Below are 18367 nucleotides of genomic sequence, written 5' to 3' on the forward strand. Positions count from 1 at the left end.
GTTGACTTAACCCTCAAAGCCCGGGCAATGAGACGCACATGCAGGCTGTTCTGAATTTCCCCGATCTGTCGCCCGAACTTTTCTCGATCTCGCTGTTCGGGGTGGAGTTCGCACTTAGATGGTACGCCCTCGCCTATATCGCCGGGATTGTGATTGCATGGCGTCTCGGGGTGATCGCCCTAAAGCGCCCCGCCCTGTGGCCCGACAAGGCGCCACCTATGCAACCCGCCCAGCTTGAGGATTTGATCACCTGGATCATCCTGGGCGTGATTCTGGGCGGGCGACTTGGGTTCGTGCTGTTTTATCAACCAGCCTATTACCTTTCGAACCCGATCGAAATTCTGATGGTCTGGCAGGGCGGCATGGCCTTCCACGGTGGATTGCTAGGCGTCGTCGTGGCCTCATATATCTATGCAAGACGTCACCAAATTTCGATTTTGCCGCTTGCTGATCTGATCGCGCATACCGTGCCGCCTGGGCTGTTATTGGGTCGTGTCGCGAATTTCATCAACGCCGAACTGTGGGGAAGGCCCAGCGACCTGCCCTGGGCCTTTGTATTCCCCGGTGCCGCCGCCCAAAACTGCCCGGAGGTTATTGGTCTTTGCGCCCGCCACCCCTCTCAGCTTTACGAAGCCGCACTCGAAGGGTTGCTGCTGGGCGTCCTGCTGTTGTGGCTGGTCTATCGGCGCCGCGCTTTCCTACGGCCCGGTCTGGTCACAGGCGTGTTTATGGCGGGCTATGGCGCATCGCGTTTCATTGTCGAGTTTTTCCGGCAACCCGATGCACAGTTTGTTTCGGCCGGAAATCCGCTTGGACTTGCCTGGCAAATGGGCGGCTACGGCCTGACCATGGGCCAGTTACTGTCTTTGCCAATGATTGCCTTTGGCCTTTGGCTGGCATCACGCGCTAAGGCCAAGTGATGACCCTCGCCAACCTCTTACAGGCTCGTATCGCACAAGACGGCCCGATGAGTGTAGCCGACTATATGACCGAATGCCTGCTGCACCCGACACTGGGATATTACACCACCCGCGACCCCCTTGGCCCGCAGGGCGATTTCATCACCGCCCCGGAAATCAGCCAGATGTTTGGCGAACTAATCGGGCTCAGCCTTGCGCAATGCTGGATTGACCAGGGGCGTCCGGACCGTTTCACGCTAGCGGAGCTGGGTCCCGGGCGCGGAACGCTGATGGCTGACATGCTGCGTGCGACACAGGGCGTGGATGGCTTTCACGCGGCGGCAGATATTGTGCTGCTTGAGGCCTCACCAACCCTGCGCGCCATTCAGGCAAAGACGCTGGATGCCTATGCTCCACGCTGGATTACATCGGTCACCGATCTACCCGATTCCCCGCTTTTGCTGGTGGCAAACGAGTTCTTTGACGCTCTGCCCATTCGCCAATTCATCCGTGATGGCAGCGATTGGCGGGAACGTTTGATCGGGATGAAGGACGAATCACTGGCTTTTGGCCAGGGGCCGCGGTCGCCACAGATCGCTTTGAAGAACCGGCTTGAGGACACGCAGGATGGGGATCTGGTCGAGCTTTGCCCTTCGGCCATACCGATCATCACTGTGATCGCCGGACGGATCGCGACACACGGCGGGGCCGGACTGATCCTGGATTATGGCGACTGGCATTCGCTTGGGGATACGTTTCAAGCGCTGCATGCCCACAAGCCGATAGACCCTCTTTCCAGCCCCGGACAAGCTGATCTGACCGCCCATGTGGACTTCGAACCTCTGGCGAGCGCAGCGCGAGCTGCGGGCTGCGCCCATTCGCGCCTGACACCCCAAGGCGTTTTTCTGGAACGGCTGGGCATCACTGCGCGGGCGCAAGCATTGGCGAAACCACTCAGCGGGTCCAAGCTTGAGGCGTTGATAGCCGCACATCGCCGGTTGACGCACCCAGAGGAAATGGGAAACCTGTTCAAAGTACTGGGCCTGTACCCATCTTATGCCGCATTGCCACCGGGACTGGAATCATGACGCTGGAAATTCTGACTTCGGATCTCTTGTCATCCGTACGCCATGGTTTTTTCTGCCGCCGTGGCGGGGCCTCATCCGGGATCTTTGCAGGGCTCAACTGCGGTCATGGATCATCTGACCAGACCGAGGCTGTCGCGATAAACCGTAACCGCGTAGCGGATGCGATGGAGGTCGATCCCGGATCCCTTATCGGGGTGCATCAGGTGCATTCACCGACGGTCATAACTGTTGATGGTCCAATCGACGGGGAAAAGCCTAAAGCAGACGCGTTGGTTACGGCCTATCCCGGGCTGGCGCTGACCATCCTCACGGCGGATTGCCAACCTGTTCTTTTTGCCGACACCCACGCAAAAGTGATAGGAGCTGCACATGCGGGTTGGCGCGGCGCGCTGGACGGTGTGCTTGAGGCCACGTTGGACTCCATGGAGGCGCTGGGAGCACGGCGCGAGAATACAGTGGCCGTCATAGGGCCCACAATCTCTCAAACTGCGTATGAGGTCGGGCCCGAGTTCCTAGAAGACTTTGCCGCTGAATCATCAGAAAACCTGCGATTCTTCGCAAATGGAACGGGTGATCGGATGCAATTTGACCTCCCGTCCTATGGGCTGCACCGGTTACGTCAGGCTGGTGTCGGGCATGCAGAGTGGATTCGTCATTGCACCTATTCGGACCCGAACAGATTCTATTCGTACCGCCGATCGGTTCATACAAAAGAAGCCGACTACGGCCGCCTGATTTCCGCCATCAAACTGTGACGCGTGCCCTGATTGTGGCGAAATCGCCGCTTTTTCGCCACATTTGTTGTGTCTATATGAGTCGCCAAAATTAGGTTTTATTGCCCTCTCTCAGATGGTTATCTGCATATTTCTGAATGTGAGCGCGGCTAGATTAAGAAAAGGAAACAACCAACTTTCTTTTGTCCCAGATTCAACCCGCGTCAGCCTTATGGCCGCCTCAATATGGCGACACGTTAGGCCCAGATTGGGTCGTTAGGCACTAAGCCTTGAACGAGTAGGACAACAGGATGAAACAAAGATCCCGCTTTCTCAGCGCTGTTCTAAAAGCGTCCAGAGAGCAAAAACTGGAGATGCCGTGGAAACGGGTTTCCAGTCGTTCTGCCAGTGTGGCGCGCCGTTTGGCTTCGCGACGCTGATTAGACAGGCCTACCAAAGCCATTCTGCCGGCTTTGAGGGTCAAGACACACAGCGGGGGTGCTCCGATCCGGTGTGTGGCGCTTCACAGACGCTTTCTGTGAATGTGTTTAGGAGTTTGTGTGCGTAGACAATTTTCGTCTGCGAGTTGTGAGTTTGTCTGGGGGGTCAATGTGTTGACCAAGAGTTTGCGAAATTCCATCGCACTGCGCGGCCGTTACAGCCGACGTCTCGAAGTCGCCATAGCATTCAAGACAAAGAAAACCGATCAGGCGGGCCTGTACGGGGGTTCAGCCTTCCTGAGCGGATGTTTGAGGGGACGGAATTAGTATGACTATTCCACATTCTTTGGCCCGCGCCGCCAGAAACGCCGTCGATACGTCGACAATGCTGCGCGAGATTCCAAGAAATACAACAAAACAAAAAGCGCAGCTGCGGCGCTATGAGGTCAGTTCATTGTTGAGCAATGGCGAGGTATCCCAAACCCGCCACATCGCGCCAGCGCTGCCCATGTTCGAGGATGCGTTTTGTGCCTTTACGCGGGGTTCGCTTGTCGAAACCGAAAACGGGCCGATAGCGATCGAAGATCTTTTGCCTGGCGATACGGTTTTGACCCAGAATGGAACTTCGGAATCCGTGGTCTGGAAGGGCTCGGTGACTTTGATCCCCGGGCGCGAAGACTCGCGTGGTCGCACGCGCCCGCTGACACGCATCATGGCGGATACCTTCGGAATGCAAAAACCGATGTCAGGCGTGACTGTCGGTCCGGCTGCGCGCCTGTTGGGCACCCCAGCACATCTGCGGCACTTGTATGGCGGATCTCCTGTTTTGACGCCCGCGCACGAGTTCCAAGACGGGATGGGTGTCATCGAGATGCTACCGCCTACCCCAATCGAATTGTTTCACATCTGTCTGAAACGCCATTCGGTTATCAAGGTAGACGGATTACAGTTTGAATCATATCATCCAGGCGTAAATGCGGTTCGGATGATCAGCCATTCGCTTCGCTCAATCTATTTGAACTTGTTCGAGCATGTCGAATCGCTGAATGACTTTGGCCCGCTGCAGTTACCGCGTGCCGGAGATGGAGAGGTGGACGCAATCACTGCCTGAGTTTTAACCAGTACTGCAAAGTGGGGGCTTTATGCAGATTTTAATTAGTTGGGTGTTGTTTCTGGTTGTCACGGCGATTTTGCCGCCGTGCACCAGCCGTCACAAAAGGATGCGCTTTACGCCGTCCGGTTCATTCGTTCTTCCAGGACGTCAAACGGTACACCGGGCTCGTCCTTAGCGCCGCGTATCACAAGTGAGGTTTTAACGCTGGCCACATTTGGCGTGGTCAGCAACTCGCCTGTCAAAAACTGCTGAAAGCTGCTGAGATCAGGAGCGACGCATTTCAGAATAAAATCCACTTCGCCGTTCAGCATGTGGCATTCACGGACAAGTGGCCACTCGCGGCAGCGTTCCTCGAATGCGCTGAGTTCGGCTTCGGCTTGGCTTTCCAATCCGACGCTTGCAAAGACCTGAACCTCAAAACCCAGCTCACGCGCATTCACTTCCGCATGATATCCGCGGATAAGGCCCGAGTCCTCCAATGTGCGCACGCGCCGCAGGCACGGAGGCGCGGAAATTCCCACACGTTTCGCGAGCTCTACATTGGTCATGCGACCGTCTGCCTGCAATTCTGCCAGAATCTTGCGGTCAATCTCGTCCAGCCGTGTCGCGACCATAAAAAGCTCCTGAATTTTCGGTTGTTATATCAGCACCCAAGGGATGCGCAATAATGTTTCGCGTTTGCGCAATATTCTTTGGTTTTCCAGGTATTTTTCTAGCGCGAGTTGTGAAACGGATTCTCCGATACGGCACGAAGGGGCTTTAAGCGCCTCAAGGGGGTCGCTATATCCATTCGCCAAGGGGCCGCAGGCCCGTATCAGGCAGATCGAGTCGGGGGTATCATGGCCGAAACAAAACACACCAGGGTTCTGATAATCGGATCAGGACCTGCCGGTTATACTGCGGGCGTATATGCCAGCCGTGCGATGCTGGAACCGATCCTGGTTCAGGGCATCGAGCCGGGCGGACAGCTGACGACCACCACCGAGGTCGAGAACTATCCCGGTTTTACCGAGGTTCAGGGTCCTGATCTGATGATCAAGATGCAGGAACATGCCGCCGCGATGGGGTGCGAGATCATCGGCGACATCATCAGCGATCTGGATGTCTCGAAACGCCCATTCACCGCCAAAGGCGACAGCGGCACCATCTACACTGCCGATGCGGTCATTCTGGCCACTGGCGCGCGGGCAAAATGGCTGGGATTGCCCTCGGAAGAGAAGTTCAAAGGCTTTGGCGTTTCCGCCTGCGCCACATGCGACGGGTTCTTCTATCGCGGGCAGGAGATCGTTGTAATCGGCGGCGGCAATACCGCCGTGGAAGAGGCGCTGTTTCTGACCAACTTTGCCAGCAAGGTCACCTTGATCCATCGCCGCGATGAATTGCGCGCCGAAAAGATCCTGCAGGATCGGCTGATGAAGAACAACAAGATCGAGCCCCTGTGGTTCCACGAACTGGACGAGGTCACCGGAACCGACGCGCCTTTGGGTGTCGAAGGCGTGCGCGTCAAGAATGTGAAAACCGGTGAGATTCGCGAAATCCCCTGTAAAGGTGTTTTCATCGCCATCGGCCACGCACCCGCGAATGAGCTGGTCAAGGACTCGCTGGAAACCCATATGGGCGGCTATGTGATCACCAAACCGGGCTCCACAGAAACCTCCATTCCAGGTGTCTTTGCTGCCGGAGACCTGACAGATCACATCTACCGTCAAGCCGTTACCAGCGCCGGGATGGGCTGTATGGCCGCGCTGGATGCTGAACGGTTCCTGGCCGAGCAGGATTAATCAGGTGATCGAGTTCTCCGGCCCGATCTGGAGAATTCTGTTCCTCTCACAGATAGACGCCCCTTTGGCCCCAGCACGGGCGCCAGAGGGGCGTTTTCATTATGCGGGCCAATTCGCGCTTTATTCTTCGCTGAGCGCTGAGGGTGCCGAAGTAGCCATCAAACGCTATGTCTGCCTATCCGATCCACCACGCATTCTTCAAAAATGCCGGATCACCGGCGCTCGGCTGGTAGATCTGCGGGGGCGCAGCGAAGCCTCGGTCGTGTGGCAGGATGCCCACGAAAAAGAAGGCGCCTCACCCACCTGGCTATTTTCGGATGACGCCCGCGCCAAAGGCGCCGACGGCTTGCTATACAGCTCGCGATCCCGGCCAGAACTCAGTCATGCGGTTTTGTTTAGCACCTCGCCAGAGGTAGTGTGCCTGGATGGGGATCCGCATCCCTGGTTGCCGGGGCATAGAGGCTTCGCTTGACCCCCGCTCTGCGCCGTTACAGACTCTGAGATGCGAGCAAAACGAACACAGGTGAACCGAGTGAAAAGCGTACTATGGCAAGGCGGGTGGGCTACCCGGCTGAGGATCATGAGCGGCCTGATCCTGTTCATCTTTGCCTTCTTTCACTTCATCAATATCGGTCTGGGACTGTTTCATACTGATTATCTCCACGGAATGCAGAAAGGCCGCCATGTCATTACGCGCAATAACATCGGCAGCGCGATTCTATATCTGGCCTTGCTCGTGCATTTTGGGCTGGCGCTGTATTCGTTAGCTCAGCGCAGAACCATGCGAATGCCTTTCAGCCTGGGGCTACAGGTGGTGCTTGGATTTGTGATTCCACTGCAACTGATCTCGCACCTTGTTCACACCCGATACGCACATGCAGTTTTCGGGGTTAATGATGAGATGGGTTATATCATCGCGCTAATGTGGCCCAGCTATGCAATCTGGACACAAAGCCTGCTTTTGCTGGTGGTCTGGGTCCACAGTTGCATCGGTCTTCACATGTGGCTGCGCCTGACATCCTGGTGGCAAAGGACGCTGCCTTATCTGATCGGGCTCGCCGTGTTCATTCCGTCTTTCGCTCTGGCAGGTCTTTTGACAGAGGGCCGACGCATCTGGGCTGATTTCGCCGACCCGTTTCTGCGCGATCAGTATATCGAACATTACAACTGGCCATCGCCCCAGGCTTTTCAGGCTCTGATGGGTGTGAGGCAAGATACGCTGCTTGCATTCGGGCTGGCGGTTGGCGCTACATTGCTTGTGTTTCTGGTGCGCAAAATTTTGCGACGTCGACATTCGGTGCGCATCAAATATGTTGAAGGCCCCGAAATTGTGGCCGAAAAAGGCATGACCCTGCTTGAGATTTCTCAGGCCAACGGCATTCCCCACACTGCGCTGTGTGGTGGCAAGGGGCGCTGCACCACCTGTCGCGTTATTGTCGAGAATGGTGCAGATCAGCTCCCCGTCCCCAGTGAGATCGAGGCCCGCAGCTTGGCTGCCGTAAAAGCACCCGAAGGCGCACGCCTGGCCTGTCAGATCCGCCCGACCGAGCCAATCACGGCCTTTCGGATGTACAATCCCGGTAGCGGTCGCAATCGCGCCCATGCCAGCCAGGGGCAGGAACGTAAACTGGCGGTGCTGTTTCTGGACATGCGCGGGTTCACGGCACTGACCACCGGGCAGTTGCCCTATGACATCGTTTTCCTGCTCAACCGGTTCTTTGACGCCATCGTGCCAGCCATCACCTCGGATGGGGGTGCGGTCGACAAGTATATGGGTGACGGGCTGCTTGCAGTGTTTGAAACCGCCGATGCTGCAAGTTCAGCACGGGCCGGGATGAAAGCTGCAGCCAATGTCAGCCGCGCATTGCAACGGTTCAACGAGCAACTCGAAACCGAGGGCAGCCCGCTTATCCGCATTGGAATGGGATTACATCTGGGCGATCTGGTTCTGGGCGAAATCGGCGCCGTAGGCACTGCAAGCCGCACGATTATCGGCGACGCCGTGAATGTCGCCAGCCGATTGGAGGCCGAGACCAAGGGGTTGGGTGTCGAGCTTTTGGTTTCGGGCGATCTGCTGAAGGCAGCGGGGCATGAGAGTTGGCAGAACGATCTGCGCCCCTTCCAATTGCGTGGGGTAACAAGGCCAATTTCTGCCCTGCCGGTCGAACGTGCGTCCGACCTCACCCCCAAGATTGCCGCCTGAGAACACACTCATTCAAACCGGTCTATTTGGCCTTGATCCAAGGGATTGTCGTCGGGTTTCGCGTCAAAATGTGGAAAATCCTTCCAATCCGGAGAAAAACCGCGCATATCGTCCTTTGTTTCATAAATCCATCTGGACTTCACTCGACCGCCGGGGCACATGCCCGGCAAACGCCCCTGAATCACTGGCCAATCCATCCTTCGACAAGAGAATTCCCATGACGATGTTAAGCAATCTGGCGCCGATCTCTGAACTTTATGTTTCGTACGAGTCCGCACAGAAACTGAAAGTAGAAGCTGCCGACCTGACAAGCTGGGACCTGAGCCCTCGTCAGATCTGTGATCTGGAACTGCTGATGAATGGCGGGTTCAACCCGCTGAAAGGGTTCCTAAGCGAGGCCGATTACGACAATGTCGTCGAGAACATGCGCCTGGCCGACGGCACCCTTTGGCCGATGCCAATCACGTTGGATGTCAGCGAAGACTTCGCTGAGGGCATCAAACTGGGTCAGGACATTGCACTGCGCGACCAAGAAGGTGTCATTTTGGGCACCATGACTGTGACCGACCGCTGGACGCCGAACAAGGCGCGCGAGGCGGAAAAGGTCTTTGGCGCAGATGACGATGCTCACCCGGCGGTCAACTACCTGCACAACACTGCGGGCAAGGTTTACTTGGGCGGTCCTGTTGTTGGTATCCAACAGCCCGTTCACTATGACTTCCGCGCTCGCCGCGACACACCGAACGAGCTGCGCGCCTATTTCCGCAAGCTGGGTTGGCGCCGTATTGTTGCGTTCCAAACCCGCAACCCGCTGCACCGCGCGCATCAGGAACTGACCTTCCGCGCCGCCAAAGAGGCGCAGGCCAACCTACTGATCCATCCTGTTGTTGGTATGACCAAGCCGGGCGACGTGGACCACTTTACCCGCGTGCGTTGCTATGAGGCTGTTCTGGACAAGTACCCGGCCTCGACAACTTCGATGTCACTGCTGAACCTGGCGATGCGTATGGCAGGCCCGCGCGAGGCGGTGTGGCACGGGTTGATCCGCGCCAACCACGGCTGCACGCATTTCATTGTCGGCCGTGACCACGCAGGCCCCGGCAAGAACTCGGCCGGCGAAGATTTCTATGGCCCCTACGACGCACAAGATCTGTTCCGCCAGTTCCAGGATGAAATCGGCGTTGAAATGGTCGATTTCAAACACATGGTCTTTGTGCAGGAACGCGCTCAATACGAACCGAATGACGAGATCGCCGACAAAGACAACGTCACAATCCTGAACATCTCGGGCACAGAACTGCGCCGCCGTCTGGCCGAAGGCCTGGAAATCCCCGAATGGTTCAGCTTCCCTGAGGTTGTGACCGAGCTGCGCAAGACCAAACCGCCGCGCAGTCAGCAGGGTTTTACCGTATTCTTCACCGGTTTCTCCGGCTCGGGCAAATCGACCATCGCCAACGCGCTTATGGTAAAGCTGATGGAGATGGGCGGTCGTCCGGTGACCCTGCTGGATGGTGACATTGTTCGTAAGAACCTGTCATCGGAACTGGGCTTCTCGAAAGAGCACCGCGACCTGAACATCCGCCGCATCGGCTATGTGGCCAGCGAGATCACCAAGAACGGCGGCATCGCTATCTGTGCCCCAATCGCACCCTACGCCACGACCCGCCGCGCCGTCCGCGAAGATGTCGAAGCGTTTGGCGCTTTCTGCGAGGTTCACGTGGCCACCAGCATCGAAGAATGCGAACGCCGCGACCGCAAGGGCCTGTACAAGCTGGCGCGTGAAGGCAAGATCAAGGAATTCACCGGAATTTCCGATCCCTACGACGTACCTGCCAATCCTGAACTGAGCGTCGAGACCGAGAATGTGGACGTAGACAACTGTGCCCACCAGGTTCTGCTCAAGCTGGAAAGCATGGGTTTGATCGCCGGATCGTAACCTGCGCAAAGAATCAAGCAAAAGGCCCTCGGTTTCCGGGGGCCTTTTTCTATTGGACTACAGCTCCGCCCGAATAGCGGCGACCGCGCGCCCTTCGAAATCACCAAACTCGGCCGCTTTGGAGTGGCTGGCCCGCAGGGCGCCTAGACGCGCGGCATAGTCATCGACCGAAGCGGCTTGAATCGCACTCCGAATGTCGGCCTCGGAATCGCACAGGATCATCCCAGATGTGTCGAAGAAATCACCAATATTGGGACAGCCCCAATAGATCGGCACTGTCGAGCACAAGATCGCGTCTGTCAGCTTTTCCGAAAAGTAATTCCGCTCCCGCACATTCTCGATCACCACCGAATAGCGATATGGGGCCAGCCCGTCAGACTTTCGGTCAAACGGAGTATAGCCACGCCCCATAATATCGACATCTGCCCCGGATTCACGAACCCAGTCGATCACGGAATGGCGCAGCTGATGTCCTTCGAGATCACGTTTGGCCGAGGCGATCAAAGAACAGGATTTAGATTTCTCGACCAAAAGTTCTCGCCAATCAGGCACCATCGTCACGCCATAAGGCAGAAACACGGCGTTTGGGATACCTTGCAACAAAACATCATGAAAGGTCAGCACCCGGAAGAACCGCCGCCACGTATAGCGCAACATGCGATCATGTTTGGCATGGATGGCCGAAGGCTCTCCCATCATCAAAGATATCCGCGCACGTGTTCCCCGACGAAGACGCAGATGTACGGTGGAATTGGGGTACATGATCAGATGGTCCGTGTGCGCAAGATCGCCCACTGTTTTTCCGATCAGACGATCCGGGCAACCTTCGGGCCAGGTCAGTTCCGACAAAGGAACCGTGGCCAGTTTCGGCCCTAACCGATGCCCATAGGGCAAAATGGCGATTGCAGGTTCTGTCATCATCCGGCATCTGGCAAATTAACCTGACCCCGCATCAGAATATGCCCGCGACCGGCGACCTTGATGCCTGTCATCGCATCCGATGGGCCAGCTCGGGTAACAGTCGCCTGACCGGGGCGCCCCATATCATGGCCTTGCTCGGCAATAAAAACGTCCTTTGGCATCAGCCCATGTTTCCAGAGATACGCCGCCATCGCACCTGTGGCAGATCCGGTAAACGGATCCTCGGGCGGGCTGGGCGGGGCCAACAGCAATCTCGAGAATGTATCGCCTGCTTTGGTCGCGCCTTTGAGCGTTACAAGAAAAGGTTCGGCCATATCGGAGCCGGAAAAGCCCGCCTTTTCGGCAATCTCGCGCAAAGGCCTTTCGACCAGTTTTGCCGCGCGCAGGGCGTCGTGATCACGAAGAACAGTGACACAGAAGGGCAGCCCGGTAGAAACAAATTGCGGCGGCGAGATGATCGCCTCTTTGTGCAGGCTGATGGCAGAGGCGACCAGCTCGGCGGGAACATAGGCGCCGAATTGTGGTGCAATCTGCGTCATCTCGATTTCATCACCGCTGATGCAGATCGAAACGATCCCCGCGCCGGTTTCAAGCGTCAGGGTATTGCCTTGCAGCATTCCTCTGGACTGCATTGCAGCTACGGTTGCGATCGTGGGATGCCCGGCAAAGGGGATTTCGCGACTGGCCAGAAAATAACGAACCCGGAAATCGGCCACATCGGACGGGCCAGTAAAGGTGCATTCAACCAAGGACGTCTCGCGCACATAGGCCATGCAGACGTCTTCGGACAGAGCTGCCCCACCATGAACAACAGCGCACCCATTGCCACCAAAGGCGCGATCGCTGAAGGCGTCTACCCAGTCAAAGTCGAACCAATTCATGTGTCGTGCACTCCGATATTCGAACCATCATAGGTTCGACTGTCTCGCCCGACAGGCCATGGATGTCACGAGGAAAACGTACGGAGGTCGCTTTAGTGCACGGCCACCGGTGAAAAATCATGCTCGCGCGCCAGGTTAAACGCCAGCTTGCGATCAGCAACCAGTGCCAGTTGCTGGCCGTCGGCATCGTGTACCGCATATAGCAGGCTCAGATCTCCGGCCTGTTCGCGAACTTCCCGAGGTAGATCGGCGACTTCAACTGTTTTGACATAGACGATCCGATCGCCTTCGGCGTTGATTTCAAACGGTGTATTCATTGCTCTTACCCCTTCCTTATGTTGATCGTTTGCACCACGGTTTCGGGCACGGCGCGGGTCAGATCCACATGCAGCAGACCATTTTCAATGATCGCCTCGCCAACCTCGACCCCATCGGCCAACACGAACATGCGCTGAAACTGACGTGCCGCGATCCCACGGTGTAGAAAGATACGTCCTTCGCTGTCGTCGCGCTGACGTCCCCGGATCACCAACTGTCGATCTTCGATGGTAATCGACAGGTCCTCTTCTGCAAACCCGGCCACGGCCAAGGTAATGCGGTAGGAAAAATTCGAGGTCTGTTCAATATTATAGGGCGGATACCCCTCGTTTCCGGCCTTTGCAGACCGCTCCAGAAGGCGTTCCAACTGCTCGAACCCCAAAAGATGCGGGTATGAGCCCAGAGTAAGTTTAGACACGTATTTTCGTCCTTTATTGCCAAAGCGACGTGTTGTGCGGCCCCATTCTGGCAACCGCGTATAATAGAATATGGGAATATACAGCGATGTCCACAAGGTCTGGCCGGATCAAGCCTGACACACTATCTTGTGTGACAAGCACCACAACAACTCTGAGTCGCCAATGAACGCGCCCACCGATCTTTCGATGAAAACTGATGAGGTTCTGCGGGTAGAGCTGGAAGTTTTCCGCCGTCAACACCGTGATCTTGACGAAGCAATCGAGGCGCTTCAGGCCACTGGCACCTCGGATCAACTGACGATCAAACGGTTGAAAAAGCAGAAACTGCGCCTGAAAGACATCATTCGCCTGATCGAAGACCGCCTGACCCCAGATATCATCGCCTGAGACATCTGAACCGCATTGCCACAAAGGCGGATTTGGCTATAGTTCGCGCTCTTTCGGAAGGCAGGGACGCAAGCGGATGAGCGACGTTAAAGTGGGGATCATCATGGGAAGCCAGTCAGACTGGTCCACGATGAAAGAAGCCGCAGACATTCTGGATGAGCTGGGCGTGGCCTATGAAAAACGCATCGTTTCAGCGCACCGCACCCCAGATCGCTTGTGGGACTATGGCAAGACTGCTGTCTCGCGCGGATTGCAGGTGATCATTGCAGGGGCCGGCGGGGCTGCGCATTTACCGGGCATGATGGCCTCGAAAACACGCGTTCCTGTGATCGGCGTTCCGGTGCAGACGCGGGCACTGTCTGGCGTCGATTCGCTCTATTCCATTGTTCAAATGCCCAAAGGGTTCCCGGTTGCGACTATGGCGATCGGGTTGGCAGGCGGCGCCAATGCGGGGCTGATGGCCGCTGGCATTCTGGCGCTGCAGGATAACGCTCTGGCCGGCCGGCTGGATGCCTGGCGCGACGCGCTATCGGCCTCAATCCCCGAAGAACCCGAGGGATGAGCCGGATCGGATTCATCGGTACGGGCCATATTGCGGCCCCGATGGTGCGTTTTTTGGCCCGTAAAGGGCACGAGATCTCCGTGACAGAACGCAATGACCAGGTTTCAACCGCGCTAAAGGCTGAACTGGGTGTGTCTGTCACGACGCCACAGGCCGTGATAGATGCATCCGAGATCGTGTTCCTGTGCCTGCGCCCACATATCGCTGCGGACGTTCTGGCCGCCTTAACGTTTCGATCCGACCATCAGATCGTCTCGGTCATGGCAGCAGTTTCGAAAGATGAACTAACCGAGCTCTGCTCTCCGGCGCCGGCAATCGTGCAAACCATTCCGCTGGGATTTTTGGAAGCCGGTGGCTGCCCGCTGGTCGCTTTCGGCAACGATCAACTGCTGGCCGATTTGTTCGCACCGGAAAACCCGGTGATCAAGGTCGCAGATGAGGCGGCACTGAACGCCCATTTCGCCATTTGCGCCATGGTTCCCGGCCTTCTGGACCTGATGGCGACCGGAGCAACTTGGCTGGGAGACACAACCGGAGACGCAGCCGGGGCCGAATTCTACACCACCCAGTTGGTATCGGGCTTTCTGCACGCGATGGATAAGAAGGCCGCAGGCCACCTAGAGGCCGAACGCGATGCGCTGGCCACTGACGGCACGCTGAGCCTGCAAATGACACAGACCCTGCAAGATCAGGGCGCGCACAAGGCATTGCACGCAGCACTTGGCGCTATTGGCAAACGTTTGGAGAGTTGAGAATGGTGGAAATGCTTGCCCCCGGCGCGACAATCGGGATTTTGGGCGGCGGTCAACTGGGCCGTATGCTGTCCGTTGCTGCAGCCCGGCTGGGTTTTGTGTCGCATATTTATGAACCCGGTGCGACCCCGCCTGCGGGTCATGTGGCGGATCGGGTGATCACCGCCTCTTATGATGATGCCGAGGCCCTCAAGGCCTTTGCCGAAGCAGTCGATGTCATCACCTATGAATTCGAGAATATCCCCACCGAAGCACTGGACATTCTGGAAGCCCACCGCCCCATCCGCCCGGGGCGCGAGGCGCTGCGGGTCAGTCAGGATCGACTGAACGAAAAGGTTTTCTTGCAAGGGCTGGGCCTAAATACAGCGCCCTTCGCCGATATCACGGATCTGGACAGCCTGAAGGCTGCGATTGACCAGATCGGCGCCCCTGCCATCCTGAAGACCCGCCGATTTGGCTATGACGGCAAGGGACAGGCCCGGCTGCGCAGCCCAGATGACGCTGAAACTGCTCTGGCTGATATGGCGGGCGCGCCTGCGATCCTGGAAGGCTTTGTCGATTTCAGCCATGAGGTATCAATCATCGCCGCGCGCGGATTGGATGGTCAGGTCGCCTGTTTCGACCCCGGTGAGAACGTGCATCGCGATGGCATTTTGCATACCACCTCCGTCCCTGCCCGCCTGCCCGCAGCAAAGCGCACAGATGCGATCCTGTTGGCGGCAAATATCCTGAACGCCTTGGACTATGTCGGCGTCATGGGGGTCGAGTTGTTCGTGACCCCGCAGGGTCTGATCGTGAACGAGATCGCACCGCGCGTGCATAACTCGGGCCATTGGACACAGAATGGCTGCGCGGTGGATCAATTCGAGCAACATATCCGTGCTGTGGCAGGCTGGCCTCTGGGCGACGGGCAGCGTCATTCAGACGTGGTGATGGAGAACCTGATCGGCGACGATATGGACCGCGTACCTGAACTCGCGACCGAACGTGATGTTGCGCTGCATCTTTATGGCAAGGCCGAGGTGAAGGCAGGCCGCAAGATGGGTCATTTTAACCGCATCACGCGGTAAATCAGCCGACAAACCGCGCGGCGATATCCCCGGCCATATAGCTGACGCGCCCGGCAGCCAGCGTTGCCGCGACACGGTTTGTATCTGCCTCCAGAATGACCAGATCGGCACGCTGCCCGGGTGTGAGCATGCCGCGATCTTGCAACCCAAGTACGCGGGCTGGCCCTGACGACACCAGCGCCCATGCGCCCGCCATGTCCAGAAGGCCGGATTTGGCCAGCATCAAGGCTGCCCGGCGCGGGCTGGGATAGTGATAATCCGAGGCCAGCGCATCGCACAGCCCCATCGCAATCAGGTCCAGCGCGCTAACATTCCCTTTATGCGACCCGCCGCGTACTACATTGGGCGACCCCAGGATGATGTGATCCCCGGCGGTGCGGGTTGCCTCGGCGGCTTCCAGCGTTTCGGGGAACTCTGAAATCCGCGCGCCCCGCGCGCGCCATTCGGCACGAGTTTGGGCTTTGGCGTCATCGTGGCTGCCCATGCGGACGCCCTGCTTTGTCAAAGCAGTACAGAGTACATCCAGTGCGGTAGGCACCTCATCCCGGCGAGCATGCATCGACAGCAGCATTTCGAAATGCACCTCGGGATTGCGACCGGCCTTGAGCGCCTGTCCGGTCAGACGCGGGGGCTTACGCCCCTCAGCCAGACGGTCATGCGGCAGGTGGTCGTTGAACACGACATAGGGCACCTGCCAAGCCGCAATCTTTTCTGCCAGTCCGGCGTAATCGTCCAGCATATGCGTTTCGAACCGAAGCTGGGGCATCAGATCGGTGACGGTGTGGTCCTTGACTGCCGCAATGGCATTAAACACCTGCCCTGCGAACTCAGGCCCGCGCACCCCGCCTTCCCAACTGTAAAACTGGGCCAGAACGGCTGTGGTGATGCCATTGGCCGCCAGTTCAGCCTCGACCGAGAGGATCCCTTCGTTCATCTGCTTCATGGCACCGCGACGGGGCGCGATGTGCCGTTCAAACCCATCGCCATGCAAGTCGATAATACCGGGCAGAACCAGATATCCTGACAGGTCGATCTGCCGCCCGGCAGGGCCTGTCTGAACCACGCCATCGGCAATGGTCAGATCGACATCCGTCAGCCCCTCGCCGGGCAGAAGAACCTCTGCACCGGTCAGAGTCAGGCTTAATGCGGTCATTGCGTGGACTCCGAGTCAGGTTCCGAGCAATCCTGTCCGATGCAGATCTCGTCAATAGCTTCCATCACCCCGTCAAGCCAGGTGATCTGCGGGTCAAACTGGCCGAATTCAATGAAGTGCAGGGCCTGAGCCATGACCCGCGGATTGTTCATCATGAACGTGTGGGTCACCGGCAGAACCAGGTGATCAGTCATTCCTTCGACCTTGGTGCTTTCAACCGAAACCTTACCGTCATCAGACCCATCAATCAGTGAAGAAAATACTGGGTTTAAGGAGTTTTCGCCTGCGATAACACCTAGTTCAAAATCCACCGGCGGTAGACGACCCGGGATCCCTTCGGCGCCTGTGCCCAGTTGAAGGCCCGCAGGTCCGTTGAGATAGCCGAACACCTCCCACGCGCTAAGTTCATCGACCAGTTGGCTGCCCTGATTGGGCGGCCCCAGCATGACGACACGACCCAGGTTTTCCGGGCTATGATCCTTGAGCCAATAGCGCAACAAAATGCCGCCCATCGAATGTGCCACCACATTGACAGTGTCATCGCCACAAGACGCAAAGGCATCAGGAATGGTTTGCTCGGCCAGTTCGGGAATACCGATCTCGGTCGAGGGATAGCCCGGGCGCACAACCGAATAGTCATGTGACTTGAACAGCTGCTCCATCACGGTGAAAGAGGCCTCGGTCCGCGCAAGACCATGCAACAAGACCACGCATTTCGCGCTGGCCGCGGCAGGAAGCAGAAAGATAAGCAGGGCGATCAGAATTTTCATAAGCGCCAGATAATGCCTTAGCGCCGCTGATGAAAGCCCTACCCCCGCTGACGTCGCAGCACCGCCAGCGCAATGCCGCCCAACACCAGCGCTGCGCCAATCAAAAGCCGGACCTCTGCTGTTTCGCTCAGCAAGAGGACACCGCCCAGAATAGCAATCACGGGCACGCTCAACTGCACCACAGCTGCAACGGTCGGAGCCAGTTGGGGCAAAACACGATACCACAACGCATATCCCAGCCCCGAAGTGACCGCCCCGGATATCGCCGACAGCAACAAACCGGTGCCCGTCATCTGCCAACCTCCGCCGAGCAGCAGCAAAGCTCCGGCCGTCACCGGAAGGGCAATGACGAAATTCGCCGCCGTACCGGCAAGCGCATTTGGCTCGGACCGTCCCGCCAGAGAATATGCTGCCCAGCCAATCCCGGCAGCGCACATCAGGGCGGCTCCGACCGGGTCCACGCGAACCGTGCCCGACGGCCAAAGCACATAGGCGAGGCCACACAATGCAATCGCCGCCCCCAGAAGTTGCTGTCGTGTCGGTGAGTTTCCAGTCACGGCAGTGACCACGAACATCGTGATTTGCACCACCCCGAAAAGGATCAAGGCGCCCAGCCCAGCATCCAGTGTAAGATAGGCGATCGAGAACCCGATCATGTAAAGCGACAAGGCGCCAGCGCCAATGAACCGGCGAGAGCTGCGCAACGGCAGGCTGCCGCCACGTATCAAAACCAGCACCGCCAGCATCAGCGCCCCTGCCAGAACGCGCATAACCGCAAACCCGGCCGGGTCGCTATCGCCGCCTTCAACGGCCATCCGGTTCAGAATGGAGTTCGCTGCAAAGGCGCACATGGTGAGGGCGGTCAGAAGGAACAGTCGCATATCAACCCGATATCGGTTTCACACCGGTTTGGGTACTCACTTTCCTGAAGGGACCGGTTAGACCGTCGACCTCGGAACA

20 protein-coding genes are annotated in these 18367 nt (G+C 57.5%); 12 read left to right on the top strand and 8 right to left on the bottom strand.

The window, feature by feature from the left end; all coding sequences use genetic code 11:
* Positions 1–38: 38 nt before the first annotated feature.
* From lgt to AC2FH9_RS13700, 4 genes are all read left to right on the top strand, one after another.
* Complete coding sequence (gene lgt / locus AC2FH9_RS13685) at positions 39–920, top strand: prolipoprotein diacylglyceryl transferase (protein ID WP_496750291.1); 882 nt, start codon at positions 39–41, stop codon at positions 918–920.
* Positions 920–1987: a class I SAM-dependent methyltransferase gene (locus AC2FH9_RS13690; protein WP_496871888.1), complete on the top strand. Its 1068-nt coding sequence runs from the start codon at positions 920–922 to the stop codon at positions 1985–1987. The genes lgt and AC2FH9_RS13690 overlap by 1 nt, the downstream gene beginning before the upstream one ends.
* Positions 1984–2742 (top strand): peptidoglycan editing factor PgeF, encoded by a 759-nt coding sequence (gene pgeF / locus AC2FH9_RS13695; RefSeq protein ID WP_496785718.1) that lies wholly within the window; start codon positions 1984–1986, stop codon positions 2740–2742. Before AC2FH9_RS13690 ends, pgeF begins: the two co-directional genes overlap by 4 nt.
* Positions 2743–3468: 726 nt before the next feature.
* Positions 3469–4251 (top strand): Hint domain-containing protein, encoded by a 783-nt coding sequence (locus AC2FH9_RS13700; RefSeq protein ID WP_496871890.1) that lies wholly within the window; start codon positions 3469–3471, stop codon positions 4249–4251.
* A 116-nt stretch (positions 4252–4367) separates the two neighbouring features.
* On the opposite strand, the gene AC2FH9_RS13705 is transcribed toward AC2FH9_RS13700, so the two are convergent.
* Positions 4368–4868, bottom strand: coding sequence for an Lrp/AsnC family transcriptional regulator (locus tag AC2FH9_RS13705; RefSeq protein ID WP_142636556.1), 501 nt, complete (start codon positions 4866–4868; stop codon positions 4368–4370).
* Positions 4869–5093: 225 nt separating this feature from the next.
* On the opposite strand from AC2FH9_RS13705, the gene trxB reads away from it, so the two are divergent.
* The 4 genes from trxB (at position 5094) to AC2FH9_RS13725 (ending at position 10174) form a co-directional block, all read left to right on the top strand.
* Positions 5094–6035: a thioredoxin-disulfide reductase gene (gene trxB, locus AC2FH9_RS13710; protein WP_496871891.1), complete on the top strand. Its 942-nt coding sequence runs from the start codon at positions 5094–5096 to the stop codon at positions 6033–6035.
* A gap of 4 nt (positions 6036–6039) precedes the next feature.
* Positions 6040–6507, top strand: coding sequence for an RES family NAD+ phosphorylase (locus AC2FH9_RS13715; protein ID WP_496871892.1), 468 nt, complete (start codon positions 6040–6042; stop codon positions 6505–6507).
* 60 nt (positions 6508–6567) lie between these two features.
* Positions 6568–8238, top strand: a complete 1671-nt coding sequence (locus tag AC2FH9_RS13720; RefSeq protein WP_496871893.1) for an adenylate/guanylate cyclase domain-containing protein — start codon at positions 6568–6570, stop codon at positions 8236–8238.
* A gap of 217 nt (positions 8239–8455) precedes the next feature.
* Positions 8456–10174, top strand: a complete 1719-nt coding sequence (locus tag AC2FH9_RS13725) for a bifunctional sulfate adenylyltransferase/adenylylsulfate kinase (RefSeq protein WP_142636548.1) — start codon at positions 8456–8458, stop codon at positions 10172–10174.
* 57 nt (positions 10175–10231) lie between these two features.
* Here AC2FH9_RS13725 and AC2FH9_RS13730 read toward each other — a convergent pair whose 3' ends face one another.
* The 4 genes from AC2FH9_RS13730 to AC2FH9_RS13745 form a co-directional block, all read right to left on the bottom strand.
* Complete coding sequence (locus AC2FH9_RS13730) at positions 10232–11092, bottom strand: hypothetical protein (protein ID WP_496871894.1); 861 nt, start codon at positions 11090–11092, stop codon at positions 10232–10234.
* A complete protein-coding gene (locus AC2FH9_RS13735; RefSeq protein ID WP_496871897.1) occupies positions 11092–11976 on the bottom strand; it encodes a PhzF family phenazine biosynthesis protein in 885 nt (294 codons plus the stop codon). The genes AC2FH9_RS13730 and AC2FH9_RS13735 overlap by 1 nt, the downstream gene beginning before the upstream one ends.
* A gap of 92 nt (positions 11977–12068) precedes the next feature.
* Positions 12069–12293 carry a DUF1150 family protein gene (locus AC2FH9_RS13740; protein WP_142636543.1) on the bottom strand — a complete coding sequence of 75 codons (225 nt, stop codon included), beginning with the start codon at positions 12291–12293 and terminating at the stop codon, positions 12069–12071.
* Between the two features lie 5 nt (positions 12294–12298).
* Positions 12299–12712: an Hsp20 family protein gene (locus AC2FH9_RS13745; RefSeq protein WP_142636541.1), complete on the bottom strand. Its 414-nt coding sequence runs from the start codon at positions 12710–12712 to the stop codon at positions 12299–12301.
* Positions 12713–12875: 163 nt separating this feature from the next.
* On the opposite strand from AC2FH9_RS13745, the gene AC2FH9_RS13750 reads away from it, so the two are divergent.
* The 4 genes from AC2FH9_RS13750 (at position 12876) to AC2FH9_RS13765 (ending at position 15484) form a co-directional block, all read left to right on the top strand.
* Positions 12876–13100 carry a YdcH family protein gene (locus AC2FH9_RS13750; RefSeq protein ID WP_037308505.1) on the top strand — a complete coding sequence of 75 codons (225 nt, stop codon included), beginning with the start codon at positions 12876–12878 and terminating at the stop codon, positions 13098–13100.
* Positions 13101–13176: 76 nt separating this feature from the next.
* Positions 13177–13662 carry a 5-(carboxyamino)imidazole ribonucleotide mutase gene (gene purE, locus AC2FH9_RS13755; RefSeq protein WP_496871899.1) on the top strand — a complete coding sequence of 162 codons (486 nt, stop codon included), beginning with the start codon at positions 13177–13179 and terminating at the stop codon, positions 13660–13662.
* On the top strand, positions 13659–14414 hold the full coding sequence (locus AC2FH9_RS13760; RefSeq protein ID WP_496871901.1) for an NAD(P)-binding domain-containing protein: 756 nt from the start codon (positions 13659–13661) through the stop codon (positions 14412–14414). The genes purE and AC2FH9_RS13760 overlap by 4 nt, the downstream gene beginning before the upstream one ends.
* 2 nt (positions 14415–14416) lie before the next feature.
* On the top strand, positions 14417–15484 hold the full coding sequence (locus AC2FH9_RS13765) for a 5-(carboxyamino)imidazole ribonucleotide synthase (RefSeq protein ID WP_496871902.1): 1068 nt from the start codon (positions 14417–14419) through the stop codon (positions 15482–15484).
* 1 nt (position 15485) lies between these two features.
* Here the strand turns inward: AC2FH9_RS13765 and AC2FH9_RS13770 are convergent, their stop codons facing one another.
* Genes AC2FH9_RS13770 through AC2FH9_RS13780 form a run of 3 tightly spaced genes read right to left on the bottom strand, consistent with a single transcriptional unit; the run spans position 15486 to position 18288 of the window.
* Positions 15486–16637: an alpha-D-ribose 1-methylphosphonate 5-triphosphate diphosphatase gene (locus tag AC2FH9_RS13770; RefSeq protein ID WP_496750297.1), complete on the bottom strand. Its 1152-nt coding sequence runs from the start codon at positions 16635–16637 to the stop codon at positions 15486–15488.
* The gene (locus AC2FH9_RS13775) at positions 16634–17407 is read right to left on the bottom strand and encodes an alpha/beta fold hydrolase (RefSeq protein ID WP_496871905.1); all 774 of its coding nucleotides are present in this window, start codon (positions 17405–17407) and stop codon (positions 16634–16636) included. The genes AC2FH9_RS13770 and AC2FH9_RS13775 overlap by 4 nt, the downstream gene beginning before the upstream one ends.
* Positions 17408–17445: 38 nt before the next feature.
* The gene (locus tag AC2FH9_RS13780; protein WP_496871907.1) at positions 17446–18288 is read right to left on the bottom strand and encodes a DMT family transporter; all 843 of its coding nucleotides are present in this window, start codon (positions 18286–18288) and stop codon (positions 17446–17448) included.
* Positions 18289–18367: the final 79 nt, after the last annotated feature.

This window comes from Ruegeria sp. CDSC081 (assembly GCF_059610485.1).

Coding starts and splice junctions, on each gene's coding strand:
- AC2FH9_RS13730 (WP_496871894.1), bottom strand. CDS start 11,092: ATGACAGAACCTGCAATCGCCATTTTGCCCTATGGGCATCGGTTAGGG.
- AC2FH9_RS13770 (WP_496750297.1), bottom strand. CDS start 16,637: ATGACCGCATTAAGCCTGACTCTGACCGGTGCAGAGGTTCTTCTGCCC.
- lgt (WP_496750291.1), top strand. CDS start 39: ATGCAGGCTGTTCTGAATTTCCCCGATCTGTCGCCCGAACTTTTCTCG.
- AC2FH9_RS13690 (WP_496871888.1), top strand. CDS start 920: ATGACCCTCGCCAACCTCTTACAGGCTCGTATCGCACAAGACGGCCCG.
- AC2FH9_RS13725 (WP_142636548.1), top strand. CDS start 8,456: ATGACGATGTTAAGCAATCTGGCGCCGATCTCTGAACTTTATGTTTCG.
- AC2FH9_RS13760 (WP_496871901.1), top strand. CDS start 13,659: ATGAGCCGGATCGGATTCATCGGTACGGGCCATATTGCGGCCCCGATG.
- pgeF (WP_496785718.1), top strand. CDS start 1,984: ATGACGCTGGAAATTCTGACTTCGGATCTCTTGTCATCCGTACGCCAT.
- AC2FH9_RS13735 (WP_496871897.1), bottom strand. CDS start 11,976: ATGAATTGGTTCGACTTTGACTGGGTAGACGCCTTCAGCGATCGCGCC.
- AC2FH9_RS13750 (WP_037308505.1), top strand. CDS start 12,876: ATGAACGCGCCCACCGATCTTTCGATGAAAACTGATGAGGTTCTGCGG.
- purE (WP_496871899.1), top strand. CDS start 13,177: ATGAGCGACGTTAAAGTGGGGATCATCATGGGAAGCCAGTCAGACTGG.
- AC2FH9_RS13700 (WP_496871890.1), top strand. CDS start 3,469: ATGACTATTCCACATTCTTTGGCCCGCGCCGCCAGAAACGCCGTCGAT.
- trxB (WP_496871891.1), top strand. CDS start 5,094: ATGGCCGAAACAAAACACACCAGGGTTCTGATAATCGGATCAGGACCT.
- AC2FH9_RS13775 (WP_496871905.1), bottom strand. CDS start 17,407: ATGAAAATTCTGATCGCCCTGCTTATCTTTCTGCTTCCTGCCGCGGCC.
- AC2FH9_RS13705 (WP_142636556.1), bottom strand. CDS start 4,868: ATGGTCGCGACACGGCTGGACGAGATTGACCGCAAGATTCTGGCAGAA.
- AC2FH9_RS13765 (WP_496871902.1), top strand. CDS start 14,417: ATGGTGGAAATGCTTGCCCCCGGCGCGACAATCGGGATTTTGGGCGGC.
- AC2FH9_RS13780 (WP_496871907.1), bottom strand. CDS start 18,288: ATGCGACTGTTCCTTCTGACCGCCCTCACCATGTGCGCCTTTGCAGCG.
- AC2FH9_RS13740 (WP_142636543.1), bottom strand. CDS start 12,293: ATGAATACACCGTTTGAAATCAACGCCGAAGGCGATCGGATCGTCTAT.